The sequence below is a fragment of the Roseivirga sp. genome (assembly GCF_034669765.1).
Taxonomy (GTDB): domain Bacteria; phylum Bacteroidota; class Bacteroidia; order Cytophagales; family Cyclobacteriaceae; genus Roseivirga.
In genome coordinates this window covers 1-13488 of the sequence record NZ_JAXMOQ010000005.1, presented here as the reverse complement: position 1 = coordinate 13488, position 13488 = coordinate 1, and the positions used below count along the sequence as shown (strand labels likewise).

At 40.0% G+C, this 13488-nt stretch carries 12 protein-coding genes; 8 read left to right on the top strand and 4 right to left on the bottom strand.

Annotated elements, in window-relative coordinates; all coding sequences use genetic code 11:
- Positions 1 to 74: 74 nt before the first annotated feature.
- On the top strand, positions 75 to 2441 hold the full coding sequence (locus tag VOI17_RS10770; RefSeq protein ID WP_323757253.1) for an ABC transporter permease: 2367 nt from the start codon (positions 75 to 77) through the stop codon (positions 2439 to 2441).
- A 139-nt stretch (positions 2442 to 2580) separates the two neighbouring features.
- On the opposite strand, the gene VOI17_RS10765 is transcribed toward VOI17_RS10770, so the two are convergent.
- The 4 genes from VOI17_RS10765 to VOI17_RS10750 form a co-directional block, all read right to left on the bottom strand.
- Positions 2581 to 4797 (bottom strand): hypothetical protein, encoded by a 2217-nt coding sequence (locus VOI17_RS10765; protein WP_323757252.1) that lies wholly within the window; start codon positions 4795 to 4797, stop codon positions 2581 to 2583.
- Between the two features lie 144 nt (positions 4798 to 4941).
- Positions 4942 to 5559: a YigZ family protein gene (locus VOI17_RS10760; protein ID WP_323757251.1), complete on the bottom strand. Its 618-nt coding sequence runs from the start codon at positions 5557 to 5559 to the stop codon at positions 4942 to 4944.
- Between the two features lie 71 nt (positions 5560 to 5630).
- Positions 5631 to 6497, bottom strand: a complete 867-nt coding sequence (locus tag VOI17_RS10755) for a cyanophycinase (protein WP_323757250.1) — start codon at positions 6495 to 6497, stop codon at positions 5631 to 5633.
- Between the two features lie 77 nt (positions 6498 to 6574).
- On the bottom strand, positions 6575 to 8245 hold the full coding sequence (locus VOI17_RS10750; RefSeq protein ID WP_323757249.1) for a M61 family peptidase: 1671 nt from the start codon (positions 8243 to 8245) through the stop codon (positions 6575 to 6577).
- Positions 8246 to 8457: 212 nt separating this feature from the next.
- Here VOI17_RS10750 and rpmH point away from each other — a divergent pair, with 212 nt between their 5' ends.
- From rpmH to VOI17_RS10715, 7 genes are all read left to right on the top strand, one after another.
- Complete coding sequence (gene rpmH / locus VOI17_RS10745) at positions 8458 to 8616, top strand: 50S ribosomal protein L34 (protein ID WP_084362843.1); 159 nt, start codon at positions 8458 to 8460, stop codon at positions 8614 to 8616.
- 59 nt (positions 8617 to 8675) lie between these two features.
- Positions 8676 to 9053 (top strand): ribonuclease P protein component, encoded by a 378-nt coding sequence (rnpA, locus tag VOI17_RS10740; RefSeq protein WP_323757248.1) that lies wholly within the window; start codon positions 8676 to 8678, stop codon positions 9051 to 9053.
- A 163-nt stretch (positions 9054 to 9216) separates the two neighbouring features.
- A complete protein-coding gene (locus VOI17_RS10735; protein WP_323757247.1) occupies positions 9217 to 9513 on the top strand; it encodes a YtxH domain-containing protein in 297 nt (98 codons plus the stop codon).
- Positions 9514 to 9676: 163 nt separating this feature from the next.
- A complete protein-coding gene (locus tag VOI17_RS10730) occupies positions 9677 to 11332 on the top strand; it encodes a S41 family peptidase (RefSeq protein ID WP_323757246.1) in 1656 nt (551 codons plus the stop codon).
- Positions 11333 to 11367: 35 nt separating this feature from the next.
- Positions 11368 to 12180 (top strand): sulfite exporter TauE/SafE family protein, encoded by an 813-nt coding sequence (locus VOI17_RS10725; protein ID WP_323757245.1) that lies wholly within the window; start codon positions 11368 to 11370, stop codon positions 12178 to 12180.
- Positions 12181 to 12213: 33 nt separating this feature from the next.
- Positions 12214 to 12900: a tRNA (adenosine(37)-N6)-threonylcarbamoyltransferase complex dimerization subunit type 1 TsaB gene (gene tsaB, locus VOI17_RS10720; protein ID WP_323757244.1), complete on the top strand. Its 687-nt coding sequence runs from the start codon at positions 12214 to 12216 to the stop codon at positions 12898 to 12900.
- Complete coding sequence (locus VOI17_RS10715) at positions 12900 to 13424, top strand: DUF2480 family protein (RefSeq protein ID WP_323757243.1); 525 nt, start codon at positions 12900 to 12902, stop codon at positions 13422 to 13424. Before tsaB ends, VOI17_RS10715 begins: the two co-directional genes overlap by 1 nt.
- Positions 13425 to 13488: the final 64 nt, after the last annotated feature.

The following is a 13488-nucleotide window of genomic DNA, read 5'->3' as shown; positions in this document are numbered from 1 at the left end:
AATTAAAGACCAAGTGTAACGCTCACTTACTTTTTAAGTCTTTAAACAAACATCATCTCAAAACAACGGTCAAAATGCTCAAAAACTTCATTTTGGTTACCCTGCGCAATTTGCGTAGGAATAGCCTCTACTCATTCATTAATATTTCTGGTCTTTCAATCGGGATTGCCTGTAGTATTCTCATTCTACTTTGGGTGAAAAATCAAACCTCGTTCGATAAGTTCATTCCAAAGTCAGATCGTCTGTACCAGGTTTGGGTCAATGCCGATTATAATGGTACGATTAACAGCTGGAATTCGGTGCCATTGCCTAGTTATGAGGCAATGAAAAATGCCGATGCGAATATTGTCAATTCGGCAGTTTCAGGCTGGGGTGGAAACAGACTGTTAACCGTAGGTGAAACTCGCCTTATGCAGGATGGATATTTTGCGAGCAATGAGTTTCTGGAAATGTTTGAATTCCCAATGGTGATAGGCGATCGAAGTGAGGTACTAGATGACCCCGCTTCTATTGTAATCTCAGAAAAATTATCAGACTTACTTTTTAAGGGCGCAGACCCGATTGGTGAATTGGTTCGACTGGACGATGCGAGTACACTAAAGGTAACGGGTGTTTTCAAGGATTTACCCCAAAATTCTTCCTTCCAATTCGATTACGTTATACCATGGAAGCACAGGGAGGCGATCGAAGAATGGGTAAGAGATAATAAAAATAACTGGGGGAATTATTCATTTCAGGTATTTGTAGAATTAACCGATCCGGCTTCTGAAGATAAAGTGGAGGCAAGCATTAAAGATATGCTCATAGAAAACGGGCAAGATGATATGCCACGTGCGTTCTTTCTTCACCCAATGTTGCGCTGGAGGTTACACACTAATTTTGAGAACGGGAAGGAATCTGGCGGAATGCACGAATACGTGACTTTGTTTACAGTGATTGCGATGTTCATCATCATTATTGCCTGCATTAATTTCATGAATTTGGCCACGGCCCGCTCCGAAAGAAGGGCGAAAGAAGTTGGGGTACGGAAAAGCTTGGGTTCAACTCGCTCACAATTGATTTTTCAGTTCTACGGAGAGTCACTCGTAATTTCATTGATCTCATTCGTTTTGGCGCTTTTCTTAATGCAGTTGGCCCTACCAGCCTATAATAACTTGGTCGACTTGAAACTCTCGATTGATTATACCTCTTCTGAGTTTTGGCTTTTTGCATTGGCCATTATTTTTCTTACTGGCGTTATTTCAGGAAGTTATCCTTCCTTGTATTTATCTTCTTTCAACCCAGTTAAAACCCTAAAGGGGAAGGTGAATATTGGGAAGAATGCCAATACACCGCGTAAGGTTTTGGTGATGCTTCAGTTTGGGTTTGCAGTAATTCTGGTCATTAGCACCATTGTAATTGTAAAGCAAATTGACTTGGCTAAGAATAGAGACTTGGGCTACAGTCAAGAAGGACTTATTACCATACCGTATACCGATGCACTGGCGGAAAATTATAATGTGCTGAAAAATGATTTATTGGCTTCTGGGGTTGTGGAATCGATCACCAGGTCGAACAGTGCTGTGACAAGTATTAACTCGAACAATTTTTTAAGTTGGCCAGGAAAACCAGAAAGTCAAAAGGTGCTTTTTGTAACCATTGCTACTGAGTATGACTATGCTAAAACTGTCGGTGCGGAAATGCTATATGGAAGAGATTTCTCCAAAGAATTTGCTTCAGACTCAAGTGCCATTGTAATCAATAAAGCAGCTCTTGATTTGATGGAACTGGAAGATCCCATTGGAACACAGCTTGATTTATGGGGTGGAAAAAGAACATTGATTGGGGTAATTGACAACATATTGATGGGGTCGCCCTATGATGAGGTGAGGCCATTGTTTATGGTTATGGATCCAGAATGGGTTAACGCCATCACTGTTCGGTTGAGTGCCACGAATGACTTGAGCGGAACGATGAACACGGTTCAGGAAATTTTTGAAAAGCATAATCCTGCCTACCCATTTGAATCGCGCTTTGTGGATGTGGATTTTGAAAGAAAGTACACAGAAATCAATCTGACAAGAGAACTTTCTATGCTTTTCGCTGGCCTTACAATTTTTATAACAGGGCTTGGTCTATTTGGCTTGGCTTCTTACACTGCTGAACAACGCATTAAAGAAATTGGAATCAGGAAAGTGTTGGGTGCATCGGTGAGTAACCTTGTTGGACTAATGTCTGTAGACTTTGCTAAACTCGTACTTATAGCATTTGTAGTGGCGGCTCCAGTTGCTTATTTCTTACTCGATAATTATTTGCAGCGCTACCCTATTCGTACCACAATTGACTGGTGGATTTTTGCCATTACTGGTGCAGTGGCATTAATTTTCGCTTTAGTAGTTGTCGTCAATCAAGCCAGAAGAGCAGCCTTGGCGAATCCAGTAAAGTCTCTGAGAAGCGAGTAAACGAATGAAATAATGAGGGAATGAAAGAAGGAAACAATGAATTAATGCTAGTATGAGAAAAGAAATGGAGGAATGGGTTAAGGTGTAAAACCGAATCTGCTCCTTCATTAACTCATTAATCCCTTCGTTCATTCATTCCTTAATCTCTGTACCCAATATTATCCACCGCAATTACGCCTTTGGGGGATTGATCGAAAACTAGCCTTAAGCCAGTCCATTCAAAATCAGTGAGGTTGGAGAAGTCTGAGAAAGGAATTTCGAAAGTTTCCATGGCCAGCTCCCAGTTGTTGCCAAAGTTGCCATTCATTGCCTGGAACTTCATATACTTGATCTTAATCTTGGGCGCTATTTTTTTATGTTCTGAAAGGGTAGTAGAAACCACATCTCCATTTTGACTGAAAAGTTCTATGGTGAAATTCAGTTCATCATTGTCTTCCATTTTAATTTCGCTGTCATCGGCCCTAGCAAATGAGAATAGCAACGTGGAAGTGGAATCAAGGGAAACAGGCTGATTGAAACTCAGTGTATAGCTTTTTTCAACAGATGAAGAGTCATTGTTCCAACCAATAATGGCGGCATTGGTACCCTGCAAACCATTGTCTCTCATTTTCAAATCTTGCTCGTACCAAACATCTAAGTTCTGTGCCGAAATAGTGGCTACATCATCTTTAGTGGTGGTGACTGTAATGTCCTCTTCATAATCTACCAAAATCTGGTTTTCAGAAGCCTGAAAATTATTGACATAGACTACATCGGGCAGCCAATCTTTGGCAGTGGCGCTATTATTAAATACAGGTGCGTATTCGGTTTTTTGGTTGAAAACATAATCTGTAAAGGCTCCAATATAGGTTTTAGCGATTTGACGTTGTTCTTCACCCGTCATCAGCGGTGCCGTATTCATAAACCAACTGGATGTTCCACCAAAATCATGTCTCCCCCAAGTTGAATTGAACTGGCCGTGGTTGGCCTGATTTGCATACAAACCTGCCTTTATGCGATGAACAGAGTCTGTATAGCTAATGCGTTGGTATTGACGAAGTCCAAAGAAACTGGCTTCATCTGCATCATAAGCTCCTTGAATGGAAAGGAAGTTGATGTTTTCTAAATCCAATCTTCGAAAGTAACGAGCATCGGTGGGCGCAATGGCAACAATGCCTTGGATTCCAAAATTGAAATCAAATTCAACCAAAGCGTTATCTGGAAAATGGCTTAGCTTGTTATAAGCTGCAGCAATCGAAACGGCTTCCCCGCCCCTCGAATGCCCCATGAGGATGATATTGTCCATGTCAATTCTTTCGAAAAAGTCAGAAGATTCGTCACCGTTCCAGTCTCTCCATTGACTCAAGTGCTTCAAAAGTAACCAAGCCCTGGCAGGCATTTCTTTTCCTCCAAAATCACCAGACCAAGTTCCATTGATGAAATTCTCATCTACCGAAACCGTTATAAATCCTTTGCTGGCCATTAGTTCACCCAAATAAGCATAACCAGGATCGGAGTAATCTTCCATCCCATGGTTTCCGTGAACTATTAAAACCAAGGGTAACTTCCCTTCTTTTTTCGGCATCCATGTGCGGCCATTGATGGGGAATTCCTTCATTCCAAAACCCCAATAACGCTCTCTCCATTTGGCTTTTTTGCCTGTCCACTCTGGGATAATGAGTGAAGCATCGACCGTTTTTGTTTTATATTTTACTTCTTCAGCATATTCAGGCCTGCGTTCGTCAGTTCCGTTTCCGTAAGTAAAATAATCGAAATCGTAATTTCCTTTTTCTCCTGGGTTGGTAATTCCCATTTCAGAAAGTAGAGGGACTTTGGTTTGCTCAAAGTCTATAGGGTGAGGGTTCGACCCTTCGTCCATCAATAAGTAGACAGGGTAAGCAATAATAACCAGTGCAATAATGACGAATAGGCTATAAAGTCCTTTGTTTTTAGTTCCTCGAATGAGGTTCATTAACGAACCTGCCAAAAGCACCATAGCGAAAATGGCAATGATCAATGAATTTTGCACCAAGGCTCCAGGCCAGCCAAAACGCATGTAATCGGCCAAGTGAAAAGTAAATAGGGTGGCCAAAACCAAAGAAACGGCAATGGTCGGAATTCCTTTTATCGCTAAATGTAATACCGAACCCGCCCATCGGAAAAGATAGAAAGCCAGCAAACCAACAATGATATAGACTGGAATTTGCAGGTAAGGCGAAATTCCATTTCTGAAAAATAGTCCTCCAATAATCATGAAAGACAATGAAAGCAGGAGTAATCCGTAAAAAGCGCCTCTAATAAAGAGTTGGGTTTGAGATAAGTTTGAGCCTTTTGGTAATTGATTTACTGACCGTAATCGATTGAAGAAGGATGCCATTCGCTAAATTTTAAAGTCTAAGATTGCTGGTTTCTGAAATAAGCGGATGAAAAAGTGCGCTTAAACGAACTCAGGACTTAATATAAGTGATTGACTTTAATGTGCTTAGCGAAAATCTGTAAACGGTATCGAAAGACGAGGTTTCTAATCGTTTGAAGTTAGTTTAATGTCATGACTTAGGTCTTGAAGTAGTTTGACCTTGCTTTCAAAAACTTCTGTCTTACTTAATAGTACATCGACTTCCATACTACAGGCAATTTCAAACGTCTGGTTGGTGATTTCTAAATCCAACTCTTTAACCAAGCGCTGCACCTCGTTCATTTCTTCATAAGGAAAATCAATGGTGAAGCTTTGGGTGATGGGTTTTTCGATGATTTCATTTAGGTCGAGCGCTTCGGCAGTAGCAATTTTATAAGCGCTAATTAAGCCACCAACTCCCAGTTTGGTGCCGCCAAAGTAGCGAACGACTACCACCAAGGTATCGGTAAGTTCCTTCGATTTTATTTGACCAAGAATAGGGTCGCCAGCCGAATGGTTGGGTTCACCATCGTCATTGGCGCGGTAATGTTCACCATTTACACCATATATATAAGCATAACAGTGGTGGCGTGCATCGTAATACTGTTTGCGGAGAGCTTCTAAGTTTTCCTTCACTTCTTCTTCGTTCCGAACAGGAAAGGCAAAAGCTAAGAACTTGCTGCCTTTTTCTTTATAAAGCGCTTCTGAAGTTTTCGAAATGGTTTTGTAATAGTCGGCACTCATGCCCAAAACTAGCAATAGATTTTTGGTCTGCTTTACAATGTGGCTAAAAAGAGGTTGTCAGCTTAAGAAAATTAGTTCAGGCTAAACTCGTCTCCGTCTAAATAGATACTCAAATTGATATCCTTTGTACCCAACTTAGTGCCTTGTAGTTGAGCGGCCTGGCCTTGCGCATCAAACACCAGTACTTGAGATAAACCAACTACCTTCACCTTATCTCCCGAAACCACAATGGCCGTAGATTCATCAATCCCAATGCATTTTAGGTTCGGATTTTCCATGGTCAGGCTGAGTAAACGATTAAAGCGACTACGTACGACAAAGTGCTGATCGATGATGGCATTTTTAATAAAGCCGAGCCCAACAGCCAAATCAGTATTTCCCTGCTCTATTACTTTGAATCCACTATCGTCAGGACGAAGAAGTTGTGTGCCCGTAATCATTTTTTCGCTCATTACAGCCGCTCCCGCACTGGTGCCAGCAATCATATTTCCCTTGTTAAAGCTTTCCCAAATGGCTTTTTCTATTTCGGTGCCCGCCACTACACCCATAAAACGGTTTTGACTTCCGCCAGGAATGTAGATCAGTTTTGCGTTCCGAACGGAATCTAGTTGCGCTTTGGTAGGTGCTTCACCTTCAATAAAGTTAATAGCGCCAACGGCTGAAATACCATTGTCTGTAAATTGCTTTTTGCCTGATTCAATAGCACGGTCGGGCAATGTGGTAGCCATGGGCAAAACCAAAGCATAACCGCCTTCTCTAATCCCAGATTCATCAATCATACTATTAATAAGGGAAGCTGGCCGAGAGCCACCTCCAATAATAAAGAGCTTTCCTCCCGAATATGTGGTTTCGGGTTTAGTCTTTGTGTCCGTTTGGGTACAAGAACCAAGAGAAATAATGAGTATACAAAAGAGTAATGCGGAGTAGATGTTTTTCATAGGGAGGTTTTTCTAACTGAAAGGTAGATTCAACCTAGCCGCATTACAATCAATCCTTTACCAACGGTTTGCTGCACTTATTTACCCAGCCAGCGTGTTAGGTTGCTGCTGTCTTTGGTTTCTTCTACTAGGTAAATGGGAAAATAATTTACGCCATTGGGGCTAAGTTCTGCCTTCAGCTTTCTTCCAAAACGATTAATCTCAATCTCTATATCGTTTTCGTTTTTGAATAAATCGGGGCTGTAGTTCAAAACTTCATCTTTCAAACTTAGTACCCGCTCTGCTGGAGAATTTGCCGCAATGGCATCGATGAAATACCGACCATCTTGTTCTACTAATTTCAATCCGTAGATTTTCTCCTCAAGCTTTTCAGAAGGCTTTAGATTGAAACTCAATCCAAACTGAGGAAACAATTTCCTCAATTCATTTTCGAGAGGAGAGGTGCCAGAAACGTAATTCTCAAAGTAACCCTGAAGAGAGGACCCGTATACTTCCTCACATGTATTTTGATAATCTTGGTAAGTGTATCCAACCTGGTTCTTCCCAAATTTTTGCCACATCAAACGCATTACATCATCTAAACTCCTTTGATGATCAGAACTCAATCGAATCTTCAAGTCGAGAATCAAAGCCAATAAAGCGCCTTCATTATATATAGATACTTTTCTTCCAGGTACGCCTTTCTCATACCCGTCTAGCCATAAGTCGAACGATGAGCTTGCTACGGACATGTTATTTCTGCCTTCATTGAGGTAATGTCTCTCCAGTAGTTTGTTAAGTTCTCCAAGGTATTCTTCAAGACTAAAAACGCCACTTCGCTTTAAAAATAGGTCACCATAGTAGGTAGTCACGCCTTCAGTGACAAAACCAGTTTCATGGTAATTCTCATGCTGAAAATCGTAAGGCGTCATTTCTTTAGGTCGAAGCCTAATCACATTCCAAGTATGGAAAAGTTCATGGCTGCTTACACCTAGAAACTCCTTATAAAGAGGTCGGTCTTTTAATTCTTCAGCAGGGCCAATCGTAATTACAGTAGAATTCCAGTGTTCAACTCCGTGGTAGTGCTTATATGGTAAACACTGATAAATGAAATGGTAATCTGGTGACGGAAATTCGCCCATTACTTTAATTTGAAGCTCGGTGAACTTGCGGAAGTCTCGAATCACTTCATCATCGATTCTTGGTAACTCTCCAATAATCCATAAATCGAACGTAGTCGTAGAAACCTTGTATTCAATTTTTCTAATTCTTTTGGCTGCCACCAGTGGGCTGTCCACTAAATGATAGAAACTGTCTGTCTCAAATTTATGAACCCCTGTTTGAGTCAAGCCCGTAGCAAATTGGTAATCTGAAGGGACTTGAATTTCTACTTTACACTTTTCATTCAATCGTCCTTCAGCGTAAATCAAGCAATTGATAAAGTTCAGGTAAAGCTGCTCATCGTCAAGCCATGAATTACCCGCATCCATCTGAAATGCATAATAGCTGTATTTCACTTCAATCGTTTTAGAAGAGCCTGCTGCAACATGCCATTGATCCTTTGTCACTTTCTCGCAGCTCAACTCAATACCATTTTCATCATATGCTTTTAGGTTAAGAATATGCTTCGCGAAGTTTTGAATCGTATAGCGCCCAGGTCGCCATGAGGGTAGGAATAGATTCAGTTCTTCGCTATTAACATCACTCAGGCTGAGTGTGATGTCAATGATATGCTTGTTAGGATTGGTGTAGGAGATTGAATATTGCATACGCTAAAGATAAAGTACCTATATATAATTTCAATTTGAACGCGGATTTACTTTATTAAAGCTGTGTGGATATCAACAGAATCGCTACTTTTGCCACCTGTGAAGCGAATTAGCGTTAATGTCAAACAATTTAAAACTGACGTTGGCAAATCAAAAAAAGCTACCTATCTTTGCATTCCTTTTTGGAACAGATCAAAAGAATTTAAAATATAATGAAAAGAACATTCCAACCTTCGCAGAGAAAAAGAAAGAACAAGCACGGCTTCAGAGCAAGAATGGAATCGGCTAATGGTAGACGCGTTTTAGCAAGTAGAAGAGCTAAGGGCAGACATAAGCTGACTGTTTCTGACGAGAAAAAAGGCAAGAAGTAATCTTCTCCTAGGTTGAGGTTTTGTTCATTTAGAACCTCTAAGTCATAGAAACTACCCAATTGACATACAATTTCCCGAAAGAGGAAAGATTGCATAGCAAAAAACTAATTCAGGAGCTTTTTGAAAAAGGCTCCTCTTTTTATTTGTACCCCTTTAAGGTAATGTACTTGCCTTATTCCCCTGAAAAACCTGTTGATCAATTTCTAGTTTCCGTAGCTAAACGGAGATTCAAGAATGCTGTTGACAGAAACTTGATCAAGCGTAGGGTAAAAGAAGCTTATCGTTTGAACAAACACCTTCTTTTACAGGCTGAAGATCAGTCAACTCCTGCCTTACTCATAGGTCTCGTCTATACTGGTAAAGAAATCCATGATACCAAAATGATCGATTTCAGAATGAAGAAATTGATCTCTCAGCTCACTAAAATCGACATTTAGTTCGATAAACTCCCCAGTGGTGTAGAGGTATATACACACTTAGTTCTTCCTGATCCATGAAAAATGGCAGTTCGGGTGTATTCATGAACTTTTATAGTCTTGGTACGTTATTTTCTATATAGATATCTGAAAATCAATTACACTTAACTTAAATTTTTAGATCATGAACAATACAGCAAAAATAATCACAGGAGTAGTAGCCGGAGCAGCAGCAGGACTTATAACAGGAGTTTTATTAGCACCAGACAGTGGTAAGAAAACCCGCAAAAAAATTGAAAAGGGAGCAAAGGAATTAGCATCAACAGCAAGCGATGCAATTTCTGAAAAAGTGGGTCAAGCAAAAGAAAAGTACAATGAGACTATGGAAGTAGCTAAAGGAAAATATAACACTTCTCTTGATACCGCTGCAGAAAAAACGAAAAATGGCGTGGATAAAGCAAACAAAGCACTTCACGCTTAATCGAATAGGATTTATATCCATCACATAAAACCTTAGCCATTCGCTAGGGTTTTTTTATGCATTCTAGTCACTAAACCATATATTGAGGCATTCAGCCGAATGAATAATTTGAGTAAACAAGAGTAGCATTCCTCCGTTGTAATGCAAATCAACAAACAATTGTATGGCAAAGGTCAAGTTTAAGAAACGATATCTGGCACTTTCAGTAGTGATAGCTTTCGGTCTATGGTCATTTACTGCACCTCAAAACGATAAGTATTTCGAGATTCTTAAAAACCTCGACATTTTCGCCACTATGTTTAAGGAGGTCAATGCCAAGTATGTGGATGACATCAACCCAAACACTTTCATGAGAAATGGAATTGATGGCATGTTGTCCAAGTTAGATCCCTACACAAATTACTATTCTGAAGACGAAATTGAAGATGTACGCACTGAGAACACTGGAGAATATGGTGGCATCGGTGCTCAGGTAGCTTTGCTGGATGGGAAAGTGATGATCGTTATGCCAGATAAAGGCTTTTCTGCTGATAAAGCTGGGCTAAAACGTGGTGATGAAATTATAACGATTGACGGTTTGGATGTGAAAGGTCAGTTCGATCGAGCCAGTGAATACATCAAAGGACAAGCTTCAAAGAAAGTAGCTATTGAAGTGCTTCGCGAAAATGTACGCAAACTTAGTTTCTCCGTAGCACTGGAGAAAATAGACTTACCAAATGTCCCTTATTTTGGAATGGTGAGTAGTGACGTGGGCCTAATAAAACAGACAGGTTTTACTCCAGATGCATCGAAAGAAGTGAAATCTGCTTTAAGGGAATTAAAGAAACTAGGAGCAATCAAAATCATCTTGGACTTGCGAGGAAACCCTGGAGGTTTGCTCAGTGAGGCGGTGAATATTTCTAACATATTCATTCCTAAAGGAGAATTGGTGGTAACCACAAAAGGAAAACTTGAAGAAACTAACGCTACCTATAAAACCCTGAATACGTCAACAGATGAGGAAATTCCCTTGGTAGTTTTAACTTCTAGTATGAGTGCTTCCGCCTCTGAAATTGTTGCTGGAGTAATGCAGGATTACGATAGGGGTGTGGTGATTGGTCAAAAATCTTACGGAAAGGGCCTTGTCCAGCAAACTTTACCGCTTTCATATAATTCTCAAATGAAAGTTACTATCGCTAAATACTACACACCAAGTGGCAGATGTATTCAGGCATTAGACTATACACATCGGAATGAAGATGGAAGTGTGGGTAAGGTGGCAGACTCTTTAAAAACCCTTTTCAGAACAAAAAACGGCAGGCCCATGTATGATGGTGGAGGGATTGATCCGGACTTTTTGGTAGATAGTAAGGGGTATGCTCCAGTCACTAAGGGAATTCTTTCAGAGAGTTTATTACTGAAATTTGGAAACACATATGCCGTAAAAATTGACTCCATAACCAGTATTAAAGATTTTCAAATTACAGATCAAATTTTTAATGACTTCAAAGCTTGGGCATCCAATCAAGATTTTGATTACTCTAGCCCTTTAGAAATTCAATTGAGAAAACTAAAGGAGGTAGCTGAAGAAACTGAAGGACTAAAAAATATAAGTGCCGAATTTTCAGCCTTAGAGGCAAAGCTGTCACATAGCAAAGCAAATGATGTTGAGCAGGCCAAAGAAGAAATCAAGGAATTGCTGAAAGAAGAATTTGTCATGAGAACTTATTTAGAAGAAGGTCGACTTCAGGCTTCATTCGAAAAGGACAAAGACCTAAGCAAAGCACTTGAGGTGCTCGCAAACAAAACCTTGTATGATAAAACCTTGGCAGGTAACTAAGCATAAATCAATATTCTCCTTAATTCTCATACTGAATGATTGAATTCATACTCCTGTTTATCATGGGGTTGCTAGGTGGATTTCTGGCTGGCCTCATCGGAGTGGGTGGTGGGGTATTGTATATTCTCATCTTGCCATATGTATTAATCAACATGGGGTATCCCGATGCGGAAATTGTTCAATTCACCATCGCCAATTCATTAGTAGGAACCATGTTTGCAGCACTTTCTGGAAATGTGGCCTTAATTATAAAAAAGGAGTTTTTTTGGAAAGAAGTATTAATCGTGGGATTCTTTGGAACAATCATTTCCCTTTTGGTTTTGCAATTTGTTGTTCAAACCGACTGGTATCAGCGCGATAAATTCAATGTTGTCATTATTCTACTCATGTCATTTATCGTTTTCCGAACGCTAAAAAGTAATAGAAAAGAAAGCTCATCCAATACGGAAAGAAGCCTAAGAAAACATGAACTTGGAATAGTTGGGTCTTTGGCTGGAAGTATATCCGCACTTTCTGGGCTTGGTGGAGGAGTAGTGATGATTCCTATTCTTAATTTACGCTTTAAGCAAAGTATGAGAAAAGCCAAGTCAATCTCTCTTGGTGTAATATTTATCACCTCTATGGTAATGACCATCTCAAATCTAATGGCCCAGCCAACCACAAATATTGAAGGGCAAATAGGGTATGTGGTTTGGCCTTTGGTGCTTGTTCTGTCTTTGGGTGTGGTGATCGGCTCTCCCTATGGAGTAAGAATTGCAAGAAAGCTTTCCAATCGAACCATCAGTTATATCTTTGTGTCGTTTTTGGGAGTAGTGATTATCGATAAGTTGATCCAACTTCTCTCTTGAAAAGCACTTAATAGTCACTTTATTTAAAAATCCGTGCCGAAAATATTAAGCATAGAAACATCTACAACCGTGTGTTCAGTAGCAATAACTGTTGATGGAAACACATTGGCGAGTCAGAAATTGTTTCTTGAAAAGTCCCATTCCACTTTGCTCACCGTGGTCATTGAACAAATAATTAAACAAGTTGGAATGGAAATGTCGGAGCTGGATGCGATAGCAGTGTCCAAAGGTCCAGGCTCGTATACGGGGTTAAGAATTGGAGTTTCAACGGCTAAGGGACTTTGTTACGCTTTAGATAAACCACTCATCGCAGTTAATACGTTGCTGGTAATGGCCAACGAAGTGAATCAGCAAAACCACAGTCAAGCTTTGCTATGCCCAATGATTGATGCACGTAGAATGGAAGTATACACGGCTTTGTATGACGGAGACCTTAATGAGTTGGAGAAGACTTCCGCGAAAATCTTAGAAGAAAATTCATTTAATGAAACGCTGAACGAGAATCAAGTGTTGTTCTTCGGAAATGGTGCCGAAAAGTTCATGGCTTTAAAAGCTGATGTGCCGAACGCCATTTTTATAGAAAACATAACACCCTCTGCATGGAGCGTGGGGTTGTTAGCACATCAAGCCTTTCTAAAAAATGAATTTGAAGATGTAGCCTACTTCGAACCGTTCTACTTAAAAGACTTTGTGGCGACCAAACCAAAAAAGGTTTTATAATGGAAGAAAAGGAAATCATTAACCGCGTTGCGAATAGTTCAATAGTCACCATCGACCTTGAAGATTATTATCATAAAGGGGAGAGAGTGAGGTATGACATTGCTCAGCACCTCTATCAAGGCTTGATTTTAAAGGAAAAGGATTTTCGAGCCTTTGTGAAAGAGCACGATTGGTCACTATATGAAGGTAAGAACATTGCTTTGTTTTGTTCTGAAGATGCAATCGTACCTACTTGGGCTTATATGCTACTAGCAACAAGATTTCAGCCTTATGTAAACAAGGTGGTTTTTGGAGGAATGGATGTGCTTGAATACGCACTTTTCAAAGAAGCACTATCGAAAATTGATTTGAATGAACTGAAAAATCACCCTGTTGTAATAAAAGGTTGTAGTGATTTACCTGTTCCTGAATCTGCTTTTGTAGAAATTGTAACCTTACTTCAGCCAGTAGTAAAGTCCCTCATGTACGGAGAAGCATGTAGTAGTGTTCCGTTATGGAAGGTATCGCGAGTTGTTAATAATTGAGATTAAGGGAGTTATAAAATACTTGAAAAAATAGTGAGTAATATTTAGGAAAGGGGCGAATAAG